We start from the raw sequence: 21,804 nt of genomic DNA, 5'->3' as shown, positions 1-21,804 counted from the left end.
GGCTGGGTAGCTACGTGTGGAAAGGATAAGTGCTGAAAGCATCTAAGCATGAAGCCCCCCTCAAGATGAGACTTCCCATCATTTTAAATGAGTAAGATCCCTCAGAGACGATGAGGTTAATAGGTTTGAGGTGGAAGCGTGGCGACACGTGGAGCTGACAAATACTAATCGATCGAGGACTTAACTAACTTCTTTAGATGTCTAATTTACTCTTATTTAGTTTTTAAGGTATAAACCTTAATTTAATATTATTGTCTGGTGATAATGGCGGAGAGGTCACACCTGTTCCCATACCGAACACAGAAGTTAAGCTCTCCAGCGCCGATGGTAGTTGGGGGTTCCCCCTGCGAGAGTAGGACGCCGCCAGGCATTTTGAAAAGACAGGATACAATTGTATCCTGTCTTTTTTCATATGCCGTTATGTGCACTTCCTTTTATTTATAAAGTATTAAAAAAACTAGTTTTTATTCTTCCCAAGATGAAAACCTTGCTTTTGAAGTACTCCTTTTACTCGACCATATTCTAAAGGTAAGCGCCTTTCATAAAAGTCGAGGATTTTATGAGACCAATTGGAGTTATCCGCCCCAGATGTCCGTTTTTCTAAATAAATCGACATCGTTTTATCATAGGTACGAATGTAGTCATGAAGTTCAGTATTATATTTTTCCATATGATGGACAGCTTCAAGTGGGAGACGTGGTTTTTGAGCAGAGTGATTGGCCGGATGACCAACGACAAGGCCGGCAATTGGAAAAACGTACTTTGGTAAATCCAACAATTCAATCACTTCTTCCGGATTTTTTCTAATCCCCCCAATTGGGACTGTACCAAGACCAAGTGATTCGGCTGCTGTTACGGCATGGCCAAGTGCTATACCCACATCCGTAGAACCGATTAGGACATACTCGCTGTCATTTGTTAATGTAAAGGATCGATCCTGATTTTCAGCTGCTATTTTCAGGCGATGAAAGTCGAGGCAGAAAACAAAAATAACAGGTGCATCATTAATCCAAACTTGTCCTCCTGCTAATTCAGAGAGTGTTTCTTTTTTCGCTTTATCTTGTATTTCAATAACCGTGACTTGTTGGCCATTTGCCCAGTTTGGTCCTGCCATGGCTGATTTGATAATAATATCAAGATGTTCACGCTTCACATTTTCTTCCGTATACTTCCGAATGGATCGATGATTGTTTAGTAAATTAATTGTTTCGTTCATTACTTTTCCTCCTGTTGTAATAGATTATTATATTAGTATAAGCTTTCTATTTTAATATCTCTAATTATTAATTCTGTATATAAATTAGTACCGATATTAACACTTAATCGATTAAACTATTCCTAGTAATTTTAGTGAAGGTTATTTGAAATTAAGTAGCAAAAGGTGAGAAAAAAATATAGGAAAAAATAGTTATAGAGTTTTATTATCACAATGAGGAATTAACCGAGCCCTGCTCAAGTTTATAGAATGAGTATCACGGTGCCAAAGAAGATGGATTACTCTGCTCGTCGTAAAGATTTATACAAGTTCTCCTAGGGCATCTGCTAAGCATAATAGCGAATGCCATTAATGATAAAGTCTTTCTCAACACTTCTGTATACTCCCTTTCAAAAATGGAGAATCTGTTACTATGATTCACTACATAATGGAGGGGTATTATGCCTGAAAAGTTACCAAAGAACACAAAGTCATATTGGAGAGATTCTATTAAGCTGCCGGAGTTTCCAGGTTTAGATAAAGATTTACAAGTGGATGTTTGTATTGTTGGTGGTGGGATTACTGGAATTACATCTGCCTATCTTTTAGCAAATGAAGGATTGAAAGTTGCTATACTAGAGGCTGATCAGTTACTTGGTGGAACAACGGGACATACGACTGCTAAGATTACGGCCCAACATGATTTAATCTATGACGAGCTTATAACGAACATGGGAAAAAGTAAGGCAAGATTATATTATGAAGCTAATATGGAAGCACTAAAGTTCATAAAAGATACGGTTGAAACGTTGAACATTGATTGTGACTTTAAGGAACAGGATTCGTATGTCTATTCAACGACGGATGAATACGAAGAAAAAATCAAAAAAGAAGTGCAAGCATATGAGAAGCTTAGTATTGATGGCGCATTAGTAGAAAAGCTACCATTCGATTTAGAAATAAGAAATGCAGCGGTTATGCGGAATCAAGCACAGTTTCATCCATTAAAATATTTGTCCCATCTAGTCGATACGATTACGGAAAAAGGGGTTAAGATTTTCGGAAATACAACGGCAGTCAATATTGAAACAGGTGAAAATCCAACTGTTTTAACTAGCAAGGATTTTCGTGTTACCGCTAAATTCATATTAGCTTGTTCACATTTCCCTTTTTATGAAGGTATCGGTCTATATTCCACAAGAATGTACGCGGATCGTGCATACGTTCTTGCTGCAAAACCAAAGAAGAGTTTTCCTGGGGGAATGTATATTAGCGCCGATAAACCAACGCGTTCCGTTCGATCTGTGACCATCAACGGGGAAGAAATGGTTCTTCTTGTTGGGGAAAGCCATAAAACGGGCCAAGGTGCTGATACGATGAAACATTTCGATGCATTAGAGGAATTTGGCCAAAACGTATTTGGTTTAGAAGATATTCTATATAGGTGGTCGGCTCAGGATCTTACCACTTTAGATAAGATTCCGTATATAGGAGAAATAACCCCTGGACAGCCGAACATACTGATTGCTACAGGTTATAGAAAATGGGGCATGTCCAATGGAACTGCTGCGGCATTATTACTGAAGGATATTGTATTAGGAAAGAAAAATAACTTTACAAGTCTGTATACCCCATCTAGATTTTATGCGACACCTAGTATTAAAAACTTTCTTGTTCAAAATGTGGATGTTGCTGGGCATTTAATTAAGGGTAAGTTCCAAACGAGTAATACGGACCCGAATACGTTAAGAAATGATGAAGGTGCAGTTATTAGTATTAATGGGCACAGAAAAGGTGCTTACCGGGATCAAGAAGGGCAACTACATATTGTGGATACAACTTGTACCCATGTTGGTTGTGAAGTAGAGTGGAATAGTGGGGAACGTAGCTGGGATTGCCCATGTCACGGATCAAGGTTTACTTATACGGGGGACGTGATTGAAGGTCCGGCTGAAAAACCTTTACAAAAGTATGACTATAAGATGATGGATAACATTACTTCGGAGGATTCTGGCTATTAAATGAAAAACTCGTATCATTGGGCAGTAGCCAAGATACGAGTTTTTTAGTTCTGAATTTTTTCTATCACTTTTTTATAAATACGAATCATATGGGGTTCATTCGAATAGGCTTCTATTTCATCAAAAGGAATCCACTGAACATTGCTGTTTTCATCCGGTTTTATGAAAAGCGGGTCATTTTCATCTGCTTCTAATAAATAAGCAAGGGATAAATGTAGGTGAGGGGCAACGTATTTGCCATTTTTATAATGACTGATGACCGTTAAAATATCTAATGACAGAATATCCTCATGAACAGGATAAACATGTTTAACTCCTGTTTCTTCTTTTGCTTCTTTTAAAGCAACATGCAATAAATCTTCCTCGCCATCTGCGTGCCCACCTGTCCAAGACCAGGAATTATAAATATTGTGATGCACCATTAACACCTTTGTTCTATTTTTGTTTACGACAAATCCAGAACTTGTGATATGGGCAATTTCGTTATCTCGTGTTAGGACATCAGCAAAAGTTTCCATACATTGAATCATAATGGTTTTATCTTTAGCTTCTTGTTCATTCCAAGGTTGGTAATTTCTAATGTTTTCGTACCATTTCATTTTTTTTCTCACTTCTTTTTTTAGTTTTGTTTTATCATAACCCATATAGGTAGTTTATCTGAAGACAGTTTTTTTATAAAGGCTAATGCTTAATGCTTATCATTCGATTGAAAATCTTGTAAATATAGTGACTAAGGTTCTAAAAAAATTCTGGAGATGAACTCCACCCCCCAAGAAGTTACAGAAAAATCAGGTGTATCATTGGAGAATGATATTATTCTTTTTGCAACCTCAGATTTAAACATGTTACCCCTCCCTTTTCTTAAATCATCCGCCTCGTCAGATTGAGTACAATATTTCACAAAGATGTTATACATTAGTAATTCCTAAAAAAACGGTATCCTTGTCATTATAATAACAAAAGCCATCTATTTTAAAAGACTTTTAGTTGCTATTTGAATTGAAAAAGAAAGATAAAATAATGAAACCCAACAAGCATTGGCATGTTGGGTTTAACCTTGTATTTAACTTTTCTAATAAACTTTTATGCACTTACACTCTTATCCCCAGCTTCATCCACATTCTTTCTCTTCGTCTTATTCGCAACAAATGTAATTGCAAATGACAAGATAAATGCTACGAGCATGGCGATGACGAAGCCTAAAGTATTATCAGATAAAAATGGAGCGGTGAATGTTGGGACGTAGGCTGTTCCGCGAACGTCGAATAGTCCGACTAGTGCACCGCCGACTCCGGCAGATAGAATCGCACCACCGAATACGAGTTTATTCGAGAACATAAATGGATAGGCTGCTTCCACAAATGTTCCGAATCCCATATTGATTAAGAATCCAGGAGTTGCGGCTGCGGCTTCTCCCTTTTCTCTTGGTGCAACGATGTTTGCCAGGTTAATACCGGCAGATACAATGACCAATCCAACCATATCAATGGCACCTAGGAAACTTGCTCCGGTTTTTTCCATTTCTAATAGGACAATTGGTAAAATAGCAGCATGATATACCCCACCTAAAATGGCTGGCCAAATGAGTAGACCACCTAATAGTCCTGCTAGAACTGGGTTGAACGCTATAGCCATTTCAATCGCAGTCTTAATACCATCCCCAATAAACAAAGCGATTGGGGCAAATAAATAGTAGACTAATAGCCCCGCAAGTAAACCGGCTAATCCTCCTGCGGCAATATTCACGGTCGTCATTGGGAATTTCCAGCTTATACATTTTCGGAAAAAGTAATGTACGAAAATCCCCGCTAATATACCGCCAATGATTCCGCCGATAATTCCACCATTGGCAGATAATACACCGGCAACAACCCCAGCTACAATGGACACTTCATCTAAATTAGATACTTGTTTTGCCGCAATTGCTGCGATAATAACTGGAAGTGCGCCAATCATAATATCAAAAATATCCTGTAATCCACTGAATAAAGGAATTTTACTTAAGGCTAGTACTAATGCCATCGCTATAAAACCTGGTAACGCAGAAACCATAATGCCACGGATATTAATATTTTTCCAAATGCTACCGCTGTTTTCAATGCCCGCTTTATTCGTTGCACCAATAATTGGTTTGTATTTTACATCCCAATATTTCGCTAGGGAAGTAATGAAAGAGATGGCTCTTGTACGATTCGTTGTGCCTGTCGTTCCAGATTTAGCAATCACGTTTGCACCTTTCGTACTTATCGTCGCTATCGATGTTCCACCAGTACCAACGATTGGAATGTTCCTTTCGACTGCAGCGTTGATAACGTTCTGATTAGCGCCATCTGCATCGGCACTCATGACGATTAATCCATCTACTTTTTTATTAAGAATAAGAGCGGCTATTTGCTCATCTGTTTTTTTCGCTTCCTCGTTTATATTTTCTAATGTATTCGTAGTACTTTGTGTCATTCGACCTTCTTCATCTAAACTAAAAATACTTGCCTTAGCGTTCGCTTTTGCCTGATCCATGGAAACTTCCGCCGCAATAAATTGGATAGCAGCTATATTAAAGTTAGCAGCGGTACATTGGTTTTCAATTTCTTCTAATAATTTTTGAGGATTTTTTCCCCCTAGATTGTATAGGTTGCCCCCAGAGCTACCAATAATAGCAATATTTTTCAAGATAATCTCCCCCGTATTACCTGATTTAGTATGATAGTTATTTAACACATTAATATTTTATCATACTAAAGCGATAAAGTCCTTAGGGATTGAAAAATTTTGGAGGCTTTAATTTAATTGGTACTAACATACAAAACTTTTATTTTTTATTTAATCTTTTTCCAGTCGAATTTCCTTTCAAAATCATACATGAACTTGTTGAATGGGCAACGAGACTTTGCTTTTCATCGTAGACATGACATTCAAGCAATCCGACTGTGGAGCCTTTTTTAATTATTTTTCCCTCGGCACGAAGTTTTGATTTAAAAATAGGTTTAAGGAAATTTAATTTAATATCCATCGTTGTAAAAAGCTCATCCTCAGCAAGCGTGCTCGAAAAAGCATATCCCATTGCAGCATCAGCTATATCACACAATATACCACCATGTAATGTCCCCATCGGATTATGTAGTCTTTCTGAAGCATCCAATTCAATAACAACCCTACCTTCCTCGACCTCTACAACTTGAAACCCAAGTACCTCTGCGATCGGTGGGCCAGGAACTTCACCTGTCATCATTTTCTTTAAACCTTCCAATTTATTCATGATTTAGTTTCTCCCTCCACTATTAAAAATGAAACGTTCTAAAATGGTCAATTAAATACAGCGAAAGTCATGTCTATAAAGCTTTGTAATTTTTCCTTATCATTTGAGGTTTAGGTAATACGCTAAGACTGGGACTAGCGATTTTAATTCCCTTTGAAAGAATCGTACCATTTTTGATATGTGCAGTAAAGAATAATCAAATAATTCAGATATGGGAATAAAAAAAGGAAATAAACTTTGGCGGAAAAATGAAACCTTATGACTAGCATTATCCGTATGAAGCTTGTGCACATTCTCTATAGTTAAAAAATAATGTTATTGTTAAAATATTTTAAAAAAGGGGGCTTATATGGAAAATAATTGGGATATAGTACGAGATTCGCTTTCTAAAATTACTGTTTTTTCAAATACAAATAACGAACCTGTTACGGTAAGTGGGCATGCTGCAGATTTGAAGTGTATCGGGGTCGGGACAGATGCCGCTGTTTTTCAATCTATAAAAGACCCAGAATTTGCATTTAAAAAATATGCAAAGGACAAGGTAGATAAGGTAAAGGCTGAAGCAGACGTATATGAAAAATTAGGGGATTCCCCTTTCTTTTCCACATGTTTTGCTTCTTATGATGATCACCTTGTTTTAAGTTATGAGGAAGGAACAACTCTCTTTGATTGTGTTTTACAAGGGATTCGCATTCCACAACGAGTGATACACGATGTGGAGGATGCAAGAGAATATGTTCGTTCTAAAGGGCTTAACCCACGTGATATTCATTTAAAAAATATTTTATTACAAAACGGAAAGGCAAAAATCCTAGATGTTTCCGAATACAGCAAACCTGGTAATGATTTCAGGTGGGAGCATCTAAAAAAAGGATATGAACAATACTATCACTTAATTGATGGAAATTCTGTCCCTTTTTGGTTAGTAGAAACGGTCCGAAAATGGTATAACCAGCGGAATAACTATTTTTCTTCTTATGAGGAGTTTATGAAGGTTATATTGAATTTCTTAAAAAAGTAGGAAGAGCAATCATATATAGTCGAATTTTTATCCAATAGAAGAAAGAAAGGCACAACTAGAATAATACGAGTTGTGCCTTCCTATATAGAGATGGGTCGCTTGGTGTTACCTTGGTTAAAGCAATTGTTTCATGTCTGAGTTGTGTTCGGGCTGATCTGTCTGATTCCCTTTGAAACTATCATCGGGACCGAAAACTGCCCCAATAATGGCACCAAGGAAATATCCAGTCGTTGCTCCAGTAGCTCCGGCAATCTTGCTGCCTATGTAACTACCGTATGCAGCACCACTCATTGCCCCATGACGAGAGCAACCGATGACAATGGAATCATCGCCAGTGTGAATACTGCTCTGAAAATCGTTCATACCTTCAATCCTCTCTATTTACTCCTTACTGTTATTTCCATATTTCCTCAAAACTATACAGAAATATTTTCAAAGTTAACTATGGTGGATGAATGAGTCGATGCTGTAGTTCACGACAGTTTTGTTGGAGTTAACGGTCGGCCGCTGAAGTTCACATTCTATGAAAGCCGAACGTTATGAAAACCAATGACTTGCTATAAGAATTGACTAAATATTTTTTCTGAATTATACTATATAACGTAAAGAGTTTGAATTTTTTCCTTTTCAACTCCAAAAATGTAAGCGATTTATTTATTGGTAAATAGAAATATATAATTTTATAAGGTGATACGGAAAAGTGATATTGCTAACAATTAGGAGCGGAATTGGAAAGCTGGGATTAATCGTCCCACTTCTTTCTAACTTTTGAAGCCTGACTATTTAGGGGTGTTGTTTGGACGGACGGATATGTTTTACAAAGTTCAAGGAATGGGCAGGATTCCTTGAACTAGTAGGTTTCAAAGTTTAGAGATGGAGAAAATTAGAAGATAGGGAAAGAAGGCATAATTTGCAATGGCAGGTTATGTCTTTTTTTAGAGAATATGAGCCCGAAAGAACAATTTAAAACGATGCTAGAATCAATGGAGGATTCTCATACCTATGAGGTAGTAGGAGAAGAAAAGGTTCTAGATTTTGATACGTACCACATTAAAATAAAAGCGAATGAAAAAGATAGTCTGCTTGGAGATATGGAATTAGGGTGGAGGAGAAGACTTGGTTTGTGGTAAAACTAATCTCAGAAACTGGTGATATGACAAGTGAATTAGAATACACGGAGCTTAACTTCTCTCCGAAGTTTTCTACAGATAAGTTTACGTTGGAAATTCCTGAGGATGTGGAAATTTCCGAACTTGAAGAAAGCTTTGGAGCAGATTCTGTTACGTTGGAAGAGGCAGAAGAAGCAATAGGGCAGGACTTTCTCGTATTTCCAGAAGGAGAGATTCAATTATCAGAAGTAAACATGTATGATTTTTCGGAAGGCCTGGGTAGGCATGAAGTTGAATTAAATTATAGTTCAGAAGAGGATATTCCTATGCTTACGCTTTCTATTTTTCCAGCACCGGAAGGAATGGAGATTAAAGAAGGAGACGTAAAAATCCGTGGTAATAACGGTGAATATGAAGAAATGATCGATGGATTTATTTGGGATGAAGACGGTCTTCGATATTCACTTTTAATTACCAATCCAGATTTTGATAAAGAGGATGTCTTGAAGTTAACGGAATCTATGAAATTAAGTTCAGAAGAGTAAAAGTAGCATCGCGGCAAACACCTGATGGACTTTTGATAGAAAATATTATGAAATAATTCACTAATTATTAGATCAAATCGAGTGTGATTTGGTCTTTTGTTTTTCCCTGCAAAATAATGAATACTAGATTAAAAGTTTAATTTATGTTAATATTTAAAATTAAATAATTAGAAGAGTATTCACACTCTTTTGGTAACCTTAGGGGGAAAGAATATGAAAACATTAGGGAAGGTTAGTAACTTTGCCACAAGCACATTTGCGCTTTGGGTTATTCTTTTTGCAGTGCTTAGCTTTTTTGTTCCACAAGGTTTCGCCTGGCTTGCACCACATGTGTCGCTTTTATTAGGAATCATTATGTTCGGGATGGGACTCACCCTGACTGTAGATGATTTTAAAGGCGTTTTTCTCGCACCGAAAAGTGTTCTGATTGGTGTAGTTTCCCAGTACACCATCATGCCATTAACCGCTTTTGGACTGGCGTATGCATTTAATTTACCACCAGAAATTGCGGCTGGGGTTATTTTAGTAGGGTGTTGTCCTGGAGGGACGTCTTCTAATGTCATGACGTTCATGGCTAAGGGGAACACAGCATTATCCGTGACAGTTACAGCAGTATCCACATTACTTGCACCAATTTTAACTCCGTCACTAACCTATTTGCTTGCCAGTCAATGGCTTTCCGTATCATTCATGGACATGTTCATCTCGATTGTCCAAGTCGTCTTGTTACCCATCGTTTTAGGTGTCGTTATTCGAATGCTATTTTGCAAACAAGTGAGCAAAAGTGTGGAAGTATTGCCACTCATTTCAGTCATCGGAATTGTGGGAGTAGCTTCAGCAGTTGTAGCTGTAAATAAAGAATCCATAATGACTTCAGGACTTCTCATTTTTGCAGTCGTCGTACTACATAATTGTTTAGGATATTTGTTTGGGTATTTACTTGCAAAAGCAATCAAACTTAATTTAAAAGATCAAAAAGCAATTTCAATCGAAGTCGGTATGCAAAATTCAGGACTTGCTGCGTCACTTGGACTTGCTCATTTCTCACCAATTGCAGCCGTTCCCGGTGCAATCTTTAGTGTTTGGCATAATATCTCGGGGCCACTCCTTGCCAACTGGTGGGGAAAGAAAGAGCAGGCCGATTCTGATGTTAAGAAAACAGCATAAGTTTAATGGCTGGATTTAAATTGAAAATAAAAGGTTCTAGCGTTATGGGTGATAGTCATTATTATTGGTAAAAAAGTCCTTTTCTGAAAATTTACTGTTGACAGATTCCTTTTCGTTCTGTAAGATAATGTTAATTCTTACTAATTGAATAAGTTTTCCTTATCAAGAGTCGGGGTAGGAGCCTGGTCTGTAGATCCCGCGGCAACCGTTACGAATGTAACAAGGTGCTAATTCCAGCAAGCGTATGCTTGAAAGATGAGGGTGGAATATAATATATATTACCTCTTCCTCATCAGGAAGAGGTTTTTTGTTTGCTTTACAACTAAGGCCAAACAAATGTATCTTCTTGCAAACATTAATCCTATTAAACAAATAGGGAAAGTTAAAATTTAGTAAGAAAAAATTTTAGGGGAGAGATTTTACGATGACAGTAACAAAAACAGAAAGCTTGTACAAAAAGGAATATTTCGGAAGGATTTTTGAATTAAAGGAATATGCACCAGAAGCATTTGAAACATTTTTTAAATTTAATGATCAAGCACTAGCAGAAGGAAAACTTTCGGTTAAATTAAAGGAATTAATTGCGGTAGCAGTGGCACATATTACCGGTTGCCCATATTGCATCGATTTACATGTTGGCAATGCAAAGAAAAATGATTCCTCGAAAGAAGAAGTAGCTGAGGCGATTTTTGTTGCAACTGCATTGAAAGCTGGTTCTGCTTTGGCACATGGTGTGAATGGACTGAACGCTTATGACAATAGTGGAGATGAGGAGTTATACAAAGCGTCTTATTTCAATCGTCTAAAAGAATTTAATGCGTTAAGCGAAGAATCGTTTCAAGCTTTTGTGAAATTTGATGGAACAGCGATTAAAGCTGGTAAATTATCGGTAAAAGAAAAAGAACTGATTGCCGTGGCATCTGCACATACAACTGGTTGTGCATATTGCATTGATGTTCATACGAAAAATGCGAGGAAAGCAGGGGCAGACTTAGAAGAAATTTCAGAGGCGATTTTCGTTGCAGTTGCGCTTAAAGCTGGTTCTGCAATTGCCCACAGTGTAAATGCACTAAATGCTTATGATGAGAAATAAGAAAAGGAGGTACAGGAAATGAGTAAAAAGAAACAAATTCATTTAAATGGTTTTGTACAAAATTCACCTTCTCCACATTCTACTGGATTATGGAAGCATGAAAAGGATCAGGGAACGAAACATAATCGATTAGAATATTGGACGGAAACAGCGAAAGTATTAGAACGTGGGAAGTTTGATGCGGTTTTTATTGCGGATGTATTAGGTACGTATTCGGTATATGGAAACAGTCATGATGCAGCAGTTCGTCATGCAGTTCAATTGCCTGCGCATGATCCATTATTAATCATTTCCGCGATGGCCCAAGTGACCGAGCATATTGGTTTTGCACCGACCGTTTCTGCTACATATGCACAACCATATGCATTGGCTCGTCAGCTATCTACACTCGATCATTTAACAGAAGGTCGGGTCGCATGGAATGTGGTGACTTCGTATTTAGAAAGTGAGGCTATTAATCTAGGATTATCTGGTCGAATTCCTAAAAATCAGCGCTATGATCGCGCGGATGAATTTTTAGAAGTAGTTTATAAGCTTTGGGAGCATAGTTGGGAAGATGATGCGGTTGTTTATGACAGGGAAAACGATACTTTTGCCAATCCAGAAAAAGTTCATGCCATTAATCACCATGGAGAATTCTTTAAAGTACCGGGAATTCATTTAACTGAACCATCACCACAACGAACTCCAGTGTTATTCCAGGCTGGTGCATCTCCGAGGGGGCGTGACTTTGCGGCAAAACATGCGGAAGCTGTTTTTACGAAAGGACATTCACTAAAGGCGTTGCAAAATTATTCTGCAGACCTGCGTAAACGTGTCGTTACTCAAGGTAGGAATGCAGATGACATTCGTATTTTCCCTATGGTTCTTCCAATTATCGGTTCGACAGAGGAAGAGGCGTATGCGAAATATGAGGATTTAAAAAATCATGTTAGTTATGAAGGGACTGCAGCACTCCTATCTGGTCATACGGGAATTGATTTTTCTAAATATGATCCAGATCAATACATTGAAGATATTGAGACAGATGCGGTTCAAGGAAATTTAGATATGTACACGAAAGACCCGAATAAGAAATGGACGTTACGAGAAGCGGTGCAAAACCATGGGCTTGGTAATGGAACGGCGAAATTTATTGGAACACCTGAGCAAATTGCTGATCGTATCGAGGAGTGGACAACAGAAGGCGATGTAGATGGATTTAATATTGCGCAAAGCTATTCTTTAGAAACATTCCGTGAGTTTGTGGATTATGTTGTTCCAGAATTGCAAAAACGTGGGATTTATCGAACCGAATATGAAGGAAAAACATTACGAGAAAACTTATTCGGTGCAGGACCTTATTTGCCAGATAACCATCCGGCGAAAAAGGTGTCTACACTAGTAAAATAGGGGGATGTAATGAATACTGTAACATTATTAACATGGATTGGATTCCTTTTATTTCTAGTTATTATGTTGGCGCTTGGATATATAGGGACAAAGAAAACGAAAAATATCCGTGATTTTGCGATAGGTGGGGGAAGCCTTGGCCCAGTTGTGTTGGGGCTATCCTTTGCCGCTACTTATTTAAGTGCGGCGACTTTTCTTGGATATCCCGGCTGGTCTTATGAATGGGGACTTACGAATCTCTGGCTCGCTCTTGCTATGATTGGTGGAGGGGCTATTGGGGTTTTGATGGTCGCTAAAAAAATAAGAGCCTTGAACAAAGAGCAAAAATCCCTATCTTTACCGGATTGGTTAGGAGACTACTATAATAGTGATATTTTACGAGTTGGTACAGGTTTAATATTACTATTTAATATTTTTTATATCTCTGCGCAGTTTGTAGCGGGAGCAAGGATCTTTGAATATTTACTAGGAATGGATTATACGGTTGGCCTGCTCCTCATTACAGCAATTGTTGTGTTGTATGTCTTTGGGGGTGGGGCATTCGCTGATATTTATACGGATGCCGTTCAAGTGATTTTAATGGCAATTGCCGGGATTGTCGTGTTTATTTCTGGAATTGTGATTTTTTGGAATGATGGTATTATCGCTACATTTAGCGGAATCGTCGATAATCTAGCAGCACAAGACGGGAATCTAGTGAAAGTTTTTAATCCAGATTCAGCACATTTTTATTCGATTGGAGCAGTAATTGGTGCGATTACGATTCAGTGGGCATTCGCATCTGCACCGCATTTATTTAATAAAGTGTTAGGTTTGAAAAATGAAAAGGATTTAGGGAAAATGATCCTTACCTATATTATTACGGCATCTTTATGTGTTCTTGTCTTGTTTGGTGGACTTTATAGTAGAGTCGCAATTGGAACAGAAGAAATTGTGACAGATTTAGCTTTAATGGAGTATGTGACATGGGCATTTCCAGCCATCATTGTTGCGCTCTTTGGTGTGATAATTCTAGCAGCTGCTATGTCCACAACGGATGGTCTATTTGTATCCATATCTACGGTTTTTGCCAACGACATTTTCCTAAAATTCCTAGTGAAGCGTGGCTATGTTCAAGTGGGAGATGAAAAAGCAGAGAAAATAGCGTTACAGATTAGTAGAATCACCGTCCCAATTGTAGGGGTGGTTGCATTTCTTATTGTCCTTAAACCACCGGTGTATATGGGTGACATCATGTGGATTGGTATTTCTGGCGTCGCGGCTGGAACATTGGGACCTATTCTATACGCGGTTTATGGAAAACGAAAAGCATCTCCTAGAGCAGCGGAAGGGTCAATGGCTATCGGTTTATTAGCATATTTAATACTATACTTTGGTGGAATTATTCCAAGTACAATGACGGCTGGTGCAGTAGCAACGTTCATTGGGATTCTAGCGATGGTAATTTTAGCCAATGTTATAAAACATGGGGAGAAAGAGGTTGAGTTGGCCAAAGCCGAATAGGGGGAATGAAACAATGTTCGTGAATGAAATGCTTTCTGTCTGGCTTTATGGAATGATTGCAATTTATGCCATAGTTGGTTTATCACTTTGGAAATGGTATTTTGGCAAAAATAATGATTAGAGGACATGACATTCGCTATTAGGGTAGGGAAATGCCAGAGAGGAGAGTTGCCATGGCTAATATTGTTATTGTTTCAGGGAGTCCGTCTTCTACATCAAGATCGGAGCAGGTTCTTCTATATTTAGGAAAACGAGTGGAACAAGAGGGGTTTTCGATAAAACATATTTCCGTAAAAGATGTAGAGGCAGGTGATTTATTGTTTGGCAATTTTAATAGTGAACAGGTTAAACAAATTTCACTAGAATTGGAACAGGCAGATGGAGTCATCGTCGGTACACCAGTCTATAAATCATCCTACTCAGGAGTTTTAAAAGCACTTATTGATCTTTTGCCACAAGACATTCTACAAGATACCCCTGTCCTACCATTAATGACAGGAGGAAGTGCCTCTCATCTATTAGCAATAGAGTACACACTTAAGCCACTTCTAGCATCTTTGAAGGGGCAAACGATAAAAGGACTTTATTTTCAAGATAGTCAATTAGATAAAACAAGAGAAAATCCGATTACAGATATAGAGATATTAGAGAGAACTGAAAAACAGTTAGATTATTTCTTAGGAAAAGTAAATCAGAATATAAAATATCATCGTTTAGTACAGGTTTATTAAAAGTTGTCTGACTAGACGAAAGGTAAAAAGAAGGCTGTTCCGTATGTCTAAATAAGACTAGTGGGCAGCCTTCTTCGTATTAAGGTGAATGCTGATATCTGACGGGTGAGTGCTGATATATGCCGTGCGAGTGCTGATATATGATGCTGCACGAATGCTGATATCCGTCGCGTGAATGCTGATATATGCCGTGCGAATGCTGATATCTGTCGCGCGAGTGCTGATATATGCTGCGCGAATGCTGATATCCGTCGCGCGAATACTGATAATCCGCCGCATGAATGCTGATATCCAACACCCCAATGCCTATTCTAGCCACTACATGTTTAATTTTCTAGACAAACCAAAACCCGAGCTATAAATAAATATACAGCTCGGGCTCGGTTTTTTTACTTATTCGATATCACTTAACTATTCAAATAAACCCACGCATACTGTGCGTATAATTCCGCACCAGTAATTAGTGCATCCTCATCAATATTGAATCTTCCATGATGGTGCGCCCACTCGGTATCTTTTTCTGGATTTCCACAACCAACTAGTGCAAAACATCCAGGAACTTCATCTAAAAAGAAACTAAAATCTTCACCGCCCATTGTAGGCTGTTGATCATGGAGAACGCGTGGACCAAAGGATTCCGAGATTACTTCATGTGAAAGACGAGCACTATTTGTATCATTAATGACTGCGTTAGTTCCTCTTGTGTAAGTTACTTTAGCCGTTGCTCCGTAAAGACTTGCAACTGTATTGGCATAGTGTTCTAATTCTCTTTCTACATGGTCTCTCGTATCCTTGTTAAAGGTACGAACGGTTCCTTCGATGACCGCATTTTCTGCAATCACATTAAATCTGGTGCCAACTTCCATTTTTCCGATTGTTAGTACTGCTGAGTCAAGTGGATCCACAGTTCTAGAAACAACGGTTTGAACGTTCATAACGAAGGATGAAGCAACAACAGCTGCATCAATGGTATCTTGTGGGATGGCACCATGGCCGCCTCTTCCTTTAAACTCCACCTTGAAGATATCTGCTGCAGCAAAGGCTGGACCTGGATTACATACAATCTTTTTCATTGGGGTTTGGGACCAAATATGAATGCCAAATACATTATCCACACCGTCCATCGCACCTTGTTTAACCATTGCTTTAGCACCTTCAGCAATTTCTTCTGCCGGCTGGAATAAAAGTCTAACGGTTCCTGGGATTTCATCTTTCACTTGATGTAATGCTTTTGCTGCAAATAGTAGCATCGACGTATGTGCATCATGACCACATGCATGCATTTTTCCATCAAAATTGGACTTATAGGATAAATCTTGATTGAGTTCTTGAACCGATAATGCATCCATGTCCCCTCGGAGTGCAACCGTCTTTCCTGGTTTACCGCCTTTGATTTCTGCGATTACACCAGTAGGTTCCGTACGACGATAAGGGATACCTAGCGCCTCTAACTGTTCACATATAAACACTGTCGTATTTTCTTCTTCCCATGATAATTCCGGTTCACTGTGTAATTTTCTGCGTGTAGCGATTAATTCTTCCTCGTGTTCTAGGATATATGCTTTAATTTTTTCGTTAATCAACTTTACTCTGCCTCCGTTAATTTCTTTGCTGTTTCAAATAATATGTCTACTCCTTTGGCTAAATGTTCTAAGCTTGACCATTCCTCTGGACAATGGCTAAGTCCGTCTTTACTTGGAATAAAAATCATCCCAGCTTCGGTATAGTCTGAAAATACCATCGCATCATGACCAGCTCCGCTAAGCATCGGAATAGAAGAAATTCCTAATTTTTCAGTGGATTCTTTCAAGTAAGAACGGATCTCTTCACTTAGTTCTTTCGGTTTGATATACAATTGCTGTTCAATAGAAGTTTGAATACCATCTTTTTGATGTGATTCAATAAGCGCTTGTACTTTTTCCATCACTCGCTGAATCGATACATCTTCACCTGAGCGAAGATCTATTGAAAAGACTACCTTATCTGGAATAACATTCGAACCATTTGGAAAGACAGCAAACTGACCAGTTGTAATGACTGTTCCATTTCCTTCATCAATTGCTAGTTTTGGTAGCTCTGAAACAATCGTTGCCGCTGTGATTAACGCATCTGAACGGCGGCCCATCGGTGTCGTACCTGCATGTCCAGCTTTACCTTCTACTGTCACTTCAAATTGTGTTAAACCTACAATTGCGTCGACAACCCCAATGGTAATATTTTCTTCTTCTAAAACCGGCCCTTGTTCAATATGCAATTCTAAAAATGCTTTCATTGTTTTTGGATCACGATGTTTAGGAAGGGATGAATCTAAACCTGCCTCTTGCATCGCTTCTATAACAGAAATCCCATCTTTGTCAAGAATTGTATGGAATTCTTCATCTGTGATTAATCCGTTAATTCCACGGGATCCCATCAAACCGCCACCAAAACGAGAACCTTCCTCTTCAATCAACGCAATTACTTCCAGTGGATATGCTGGTTTGATTCCGTACTCTTGAAATAAAGCAGCAACTTCAAGCCCTGCCATAATACCAGCAGGTCCATCATAATTACCACCGTGAGGAACACTGTCAAAATGTGAACCTATTAGAACACTAGGAGCCGATTCTTTCGTTCCTTCTAATTTTCCAAAAATATTACCAAGTCCATCTTCACTAACCGTTAAACCATATTGTTCCATTTTTTCTTTAATATACGTACGTGTTTTTACGTCTTCTGGACTATAGGAATATCTTGTCATTCCTTCATTTGGTGTTGCCGTAAACTTACTCATTGTTTCAAGATGTTGTCTCAATCTTTCTTTATTTGCCAACTAAATCACGCCTCCAAAATTCAATTTTAAATTGGAAAAATTGAGTAAGTGTACTTACCCGATTAAACCAAGAAATCTAAGAATCTACTATTATTATAGGTAAGTGACAAAGACCCCTGCAAGAATAACAGACACAATAGTAACGGTAATAAATCCACCGACTAACATTGGTGGCAGCATATGACTTAATAGAGCTTCTTTTTCTTTTTCATCTTTTGCCATCGATTCGACTACTTCATTTGTAATAATATAATCTTGTGGAAATCCATATAATGCCGTTAATGACACAGCGAATGCCATTTCTTTACTAACTTTTAATACTTTCCCCATAATCCAAGAGAAAATATACATTCCCAAAATACCTATAACAATGGTACCTACTAATAAACCGAAAATTTCTACCATCATATCTGGGGTAGCATTTTTTAATCCATCAAAAATAAATAACAATAGAGCTAACATCGCAAAACCAAATCCGTTTGCTTTTTCAAGCACCCCTTTTTCCAAAAATCCAATACTGGAAGCAATAACCCCAAATAACAAACAAAGTACATATGGGTGAATGGTAACAAGTGGTTCCACAACAACGGAAGTAAGATATGCCAAATAAGCTACAACAATTAATCTAAAGAATTTAAAGAAATTAGTATTATATTTATCAGGTAATCTATCAAATAACTTAGGCTTAGGATCCTCAATTGTTGCCACTACCTCATTCGATGCCTCAAATGTTATTTCACCATTCCGATATTTCTGTAAATAGTTTTTCCCTTCTCTTTTTAACATAATTGAAGTCAGCGGGTAACCAACAAACCCTTGAATAACATAAATAACGATAGCAAAAACCGACAAACTTGTCAGTCCCACTGCTTGCGCCCCTTCAGACATAATGAGTGAGGATACAACCCCGCCTACTAATGGAGGAACAGCAACAATCATTGCTTCTATTCCAAAAATCATTGTTCCAATCGTAAGTAATAATAGAGCTGCACCAGCAACACCTGCAAGAGCAATCAAAATCGTTTTCCATTGATTTTTTAATTCTTTCAATGAAAGCAACGTTCCCATATTGGTGATGAGCAGGTAAATCATCATCGACGCTACAACCGATGGGATACCTGCAATTTCAACAATATCTTTCGGGAAAAACGTCCAATACCCGATTAAGAATAGGATCGCACAAATGAATACGGAAGGAATCCAAGCCTTCGTACGTATAGATACTGCTTCTCCTATGAATAAAATGGTTATTAGTATAACCAAAGCTAACATTTGAGACATTATTCTACCTTCTTTCTGCAATATTTGACATAATTCTACAAAAATTATTAATTAATTATAACAATAATCTAACGGAATTCAATGACAATTTTTACTTTGGTAACAATTTTATAATTTTTGAATAGATTTAAGGTTATTGGAATAAGCTTAATGATGCCTATTAGGTGTCCTATAATGTGGAACATTATAGATATTCCAGGTAGTTGAAGGACTGTCATTTTATTAAATTACTAAAAACGTCCAATTACTAATCCAACTAAACCACTTGATATTATGCACTTTGTATTCTAAAATGTACTAAAATACTAGACAAATAGGGATGGGAAAGAAGATGTTTAAAATAAACGAGGAACTTGCAAAAGATTTAATTGAGAAAAGAAGAGATCTGCATCGAAATCCTGAATTAGCTTTTGAAGAATTCAATACAACGGAACATTTGAAAAAATGGCTTGGGGAACACGGAATCCCTATCCTTCCTTTTGGTTTAGAAACAGGAATCATTGCGGAAGTTAGAGGTGAACATGAAGGCCCTACCATCGCGATTCGTTCAGATATCGATGCTTTACCAATTAAAGAAGAGACGGATGTTCCTTTTCGTTCTGAAATAGATGGGAAGATGCATGCTTGTGGCCACGACTTTCATGCGGTTTCTATTTTAGGTGCTGCAATACTTTTAAATGAACAAAAGGATCTATTACATGGGACAGTAAGATTTATCTTTCAACCGGCCGAAGAAGTTGCTCAAGGTGCGAAATATTTGGTCGACAAAGGTGTATTAAATGATGTAAAAGCCGTGTTTGGAATGCATAATAAACCAGATCTTCCAGTTGGGACGATTGGTGTGAAATCAAATGGTTTAATGGCAAGTGTGGATAAATTTGAAATTACATTTAATGGAATAGGAGGCCATGCTGGAATCCCGAGTAGCACGATTGATCCGATTATTATGGCATCCCAATATGTGACGAATGTACAATCCATTATCGCAAGAAGAATTGATTTGTTCCATAATGCGGTCATTAGTATTACAAGTATTAATGGTGGAAACACATGGAATGTGATCCCAGATAAAGTGGTACTCCAAGGTACGGTAAGAACGTTCCAACAAGAAGCACGCGAAACAATTTCAAGTTATATGAAGAAACTAGCGCAAACGACTGCTGAAGGACATGGTGGAGCGGTTGATTTTCAGTGGGATTCCTATTTGCCAGTCGTAAATAATTCAGAAGAATATGAAGAAGTCGTGCGTGAAGCTATCAAAGAAGCAGGATATGAAGTAGTAAATGCTGTCCCTAACGCTGGAGGAGAGGATTTTGCATATTACTTAAACTATATTCCTGGATTCTTTGTATGGATGGGAGTAGATGGCCCGAAAGAATGGCATCATCCCGAATTTGATTTAAATGAAGAAGCAATTAAGGTTGCTGCTGAGTATTTTGCAACATTAGCTGTGAAGGTTTTAAAAAATGCATAAATGGACAGATACCTTCGTTCAGAGGGTTCAGTAACGGCAAATTGAATAAATAACATGTTGTTATGATTGCACTTTATTAAATTGGGAAACATTGAATCTCCCCATCTATATATATTCCAAAGAACGGATGCTGCACTATTCTATAAGACACCTAAAAGAGATGGGGAAGAAACGTGTATCTTAGAATGGAAAAACTATAACTAACTAATATGTAAAACACATGTTATTTTACTTTTAAAATAGCGTGTGTTTTTTATCATTGTAACAGAGGTGTGATTAAAAAACTCGGAGTGGATTGGAGAAGTAGTTTATGCCTATTTCTATTTATAAGGAATGAATTAAATAATATGGAAATAACTTTAATTTATATAGTAGAGTAAATTTAATAATGAGCCTTATTTGATATGAACTCCAGTAGGCCGTTAGTTTTCCTTGAAGTGTTTATTCCTATATCTAAAAGTAGTATAGGAAATAGAAATAATAGGGATATTAATTTGTATTGTCGCAGTTATCTATCTAAGCTTTATTTTATACGAGTCACTGGAGTTAGAGAAAATTATAATGAATGATTGACTTTTAGTGTGATAGTGTGGTAGGATATTTTTTGTCGCTTTAAGCGGACTATAATTAAAAAGAAAACAAAAACCTGTTGACTTTCTTATTTGAAAGTTATATAATGTAATTCTTGTCGCTAAATTAAATCATTTAACGACAATTAATAAAAAAACTTATTGACATTGAATAAGTGGTTATGATATATTGATAAAGTCGTTTTTAATAAACGACTTAGATATTTGCTCTTTGAAAACTGAACAAAACAACCAGTATGTCAAGAAAGAAACTCGTTTTTCTTTCATTATTAATAGAAGGTAATACTTCTAAAAGCTAAGACATTAGAATGAATTGGTGTTCATTCTGACAAACTTTTTTGGAGAGTTTGATCTTGGCTCAGGACGAACGCTGGCGGCGTGCCTAATACATGCAAGTCGAGCGCTGGAAGCTACTTTCATCCCTTCGGGGGTGAAAGTAGTGGAAAGAGCGGCGGACGGGTGAGTAACACGTGGGCAACCTACCTGTAAGACTGGGATAACTCGCGGAAACGTGAGCTAATACCGGATAATACTTTTTATTGCATAATAAGAAGTTTAAAAGGCGGCGTAAGCTGTCACTTACAGATGGGCCCGCGGCGCATTAGCTAGTTGGT

18 protein-coding genes, 3 rRNA genes and 1 riboswitch are annotated in these 21,804 nt (G+C 37.7%); of the genes, 13 read left to right on the top strand and 8 right to left on the bottom strand.

Features of this window, described 5'->3' with window-relative positions; genetic code table 11:
• Both A9178_RS18055 and rrf read left to right on the top strand, forming a co-directional pair.
• Positions 1–188 (top strand): 23S ribosomal RNA (locus A9178_RS18055); the annotation flags it as partial.
• Between the two features lie 66 nt (positions 189–254).
• Positions 255–369 (top strand): 5S ribosomal RNA (gene rrf / locus A9178_RS18050).
• Between the two features lie 88 nt (positions 370–457).
• Here the strand turns inward: rrf and A9178_RS18045 are convergent.
• Positions 458–1,216 carry an NADPH-dependent oxidoreductase gene (locus tag A9178_RS18045; RefSeq protein WP_068677785.1) on the bottom strand — a complete coding sequence of 253 codons (759 nt, stop codon included), beginning with the start codon at positions 1,214–1,216 and terminating at the stop codon, positions 458–460.
• Between the two features lie 440 nt (positions 1,217–1,656).
• On the opposite strand from A9178_RS18045, the gene A9178_RS18040 reads away from it, so the two are divergent.
• A complete protein-coding gene (locus A9178_RS18040) occupies positions 1,657–3,216 on the top strand; it encodes an FAD-dependent oxidoreductase (RefSeq protein ID WP_068677783.1) in 1,560 nt (519 codons plus the stop codon).
• Positions 3,217–3,260: 44 nt separating this feature from the next.
• Here the strand turns inward: A9178_RS18040 and A9178_RS18035 are convergent, their stop codons facing one another.
• The 3 genes from A9178_RS18035 to A9178_RS18025 form a co-directional block, all read right to left on the bottom strand.
• Complete coding sequence (locus A9178_RS18035; RefSeq protein WP_068677787.1) at positions 3,261–3,815, bottom strand: NUDIX hydrolase; 555 nt, start codon at positions 3,813–3,815, stop codon at positions 3,261–3,263.
• Between the two features lie 484 nt (positions 3,816–4,299).
• A complete protein-coding gene (locus A9178_RS18030; RefSeq protein WP_068677781.1) occupies positions 4,300–5,886 on the bottom strand; it encodes a PTS sugar transporter in 1,587 nt (528 codons plus the stop codon).
• 139 nt (positions 5,887–6,025) lie between these two features.
• The gene (locus tag A9178_RS18025; RefSeq protein WP_068677779.1) at positions 6,026–6,472 is read right to left on the bottom strand and encodes a PaaI family thioesterase; all 447 of its coding nucleotides are present in this window, start codon (positions 6,470–6,472) and stop codon (positions 6,026–6,028) included.
• 349 nt (positions 6,473–6,821) lie between these two features.
• Here A9178_RS18025 and A9178_RS18020 point away from each other — a divergent pair, with 349 nt between their 5' ends.
• A complete protein-coding gene (locus A9178_RS18020) occupies positions 6,822–7,493 on the top strand; it encodes a serine/threonine protein kinase (RefSeq protein WP_068677777.1) in 672 nt (223 codons plus the stop codon).
• Positions 7,494–7,607: 114 nt separating this feature from the next.
• Here the strand turns inward: A9178_RS18020 and A9178_RS18015 are convergent, their stop codons facing one another.
• Complete coding sequence (locus A9178_RS18015) at positions 7,608–7,856, bottom strand: glycine zipper 2TM domain-containing protein (protein ID WP_068677775.1); 249 nt, start codon at positions 7,854–7,856, stop codon at positions 7,608–7,610.
• A 581-nt stretch (positions 7,857–8,437) separates the two neighbouring features.
• Here A9178_RS18015 and A9178_RS18010 point away from each other — a divergent pair.
• The 7 genes from A9178_RS18010 (at position 8,438) to ssuE (ending at position 15,033) form a co-directional block, all read left to right on the top strand.
• Positions 8,438–8,623, top strand: coding sequence for a hypothetical protein (locus A9178_RS18010; RefSeq protein ID WP_068677773.1), 186 nt, complete (start codon positions 8,438–8,440; stop codon positions 8,621–8,623).
• Positions 8,617–9,147, top strand: a complete 531-nt coding sequence (locus tag A9178_RS18005) for a hypothetical protein (RefSeq protein ID WP_068677771.1) — start codon at positions 8,617–8,619, stop codon at positions 9,145–9,147. The genes A9178_RS18010 and A9178_RS18005 overlap by 7 nt, the downstream gene beginning before the upstream one ends.
• Before the next feature lie 213 nt (positions 9,148–9,360).
• Positions 9,361–10,314, top strand: a complete 954-nt coding sequence (locus tag A9178_RS18000; protein WP_068677768.1) for a bile acid:sodium symporter family protein — start codon at positions 9,361–9,363, stop codon at positions 10,312–10,314.
• Between the two features lie 156 nt (positions 10,315–10,470).
• Positions 10,471–10,576: riboswitch (SAM riboswitch) on the top strand.
• A gap of 162 nt (positions 10,577–10,738) precedes the next feature.
• Complete coding sequence (locus tag A9178_RS17995; protein WP_068677766.1) at positions 10,739–11,407, top strand: carboxymuconolactone decarboxylase family protein; 669 nt, start codon at positions 10,739–10,741, stop codon at positions 11,405–11,407.
• Between the two features lie 18 nt (positions 11,408–11,425).
• Positions 11,426–12,799, top strand: coding sequence for an LLM class flavin-dependent oxidoreductase (locus A9178_RS17990; protein ID WP_068677764.1), 1,374 nt, complete (start codon positions 11,426–11,428; stop codon positions 12,797–12,799).
• A 9-nt stretch (positions 12,800–12,808) separates the two neighbouring features.
• A complete protein-coding gene (locus tag A9178_RS17985) occupies positions 12,809–14,302 on the top strand; it encodes a sodium:solute symporter family protein (protein WP_068677762.1) in 1,494 nt (497 codons plus the stop codon).
• A 173-nt stretch (positions 14,303–14,475) separates the two neighbouring features.
• Complete coding sequence (gene ssuE, locus A9178_RS17980) at positions 14,476–15,033, top strand: NADPH-dependent FMN reductase (protein WP_068677760.1); 558 nt, start codon at positions 14,476–14,478, stop codon at positions 15,031–15,033.
• Between the two features lie 407 nt (positions 15,034–15,440).
• Here ssuE and A9178_RS17975 read toward each other — a convergent pair whose 3' ends face one another.
• The 3 genes from A9178_RS17975 to A9178_RS17965 form a co-directional block, all read right to left on the bottom strand.
• On the bottom strand, positions 15,441–16,613 hold the full coding sequence (locus tag A9178_RS17975; protein WP_369801997.1) for a M20 family metallopeptidase: 1,173 nt from the start codon (positions 16,611–16,613) through the stop codon (positions 15,441–15,443).
• A gap of 5 nt (positions 16,614–16,618) precedes the next feature.
• Positions 16,619–17,845, bottom strand: coding sequence for a Zn-dependent hydrolase (locus tag A9178_RS17970; RefSeq protein ID WP_068677756.1), 1,227 nt, complete (start codon positions 17,843–17,845; stop codon positions 16,619–16,621).
• A 93-nt stretch (positions 17,846–17,938) separates the two neighbouring features.
• Positions 17,939–19,126, bottom strand: coding sequence for a hypothetical protein (locus A9178_RS17965; RefSeq protein WP_068677754.1), 1,188 nt, complete (start codon positions 19,124–19,126; stop codon positions 17,939–17,941).
• A 331-nt stretch (positions 19,127–19,457) separates the two neighbouring features.
• On the opposite strand from A9178_RS17965, the gene A9178_RS17960 reads away from it, so the two are divergent.
• Positions 19,458–20,600 carry an amidohydrolase gene (locus A9178_RS17960; RefSeq protein WP_068677752.1) on the top strand — a complete coding sequence of 381 codons (1,143 nt, stop codon included), beginning with the start codon at positions 19,458–19,460 and terminating at the stop codon, positions 20,598–20,600.
• 925 nt (positions 20,601–21,525) lie between these two features.
• Positions 21,526–21,804: ribosomal RNA gene (locus tag A9178_RS17955) — 16S ribosomal RNA — on the top strand; the annotation flags it as partial.

The sequence above is a fragment of the Oceanobacillus sp. Castelsardo genome (assembly GCF_001659985.1).
Taxonomy (GTDB): Bacteria; Bacillota; Bacilli; order Bacillales; family Amphibacillaceae; genus Oceanobacillus.
The sequence above is the reverse complement of the archived record's forward strand: the minus strand, read 5'-3'. Positions and strand labels throughout refer to the sequence as shown.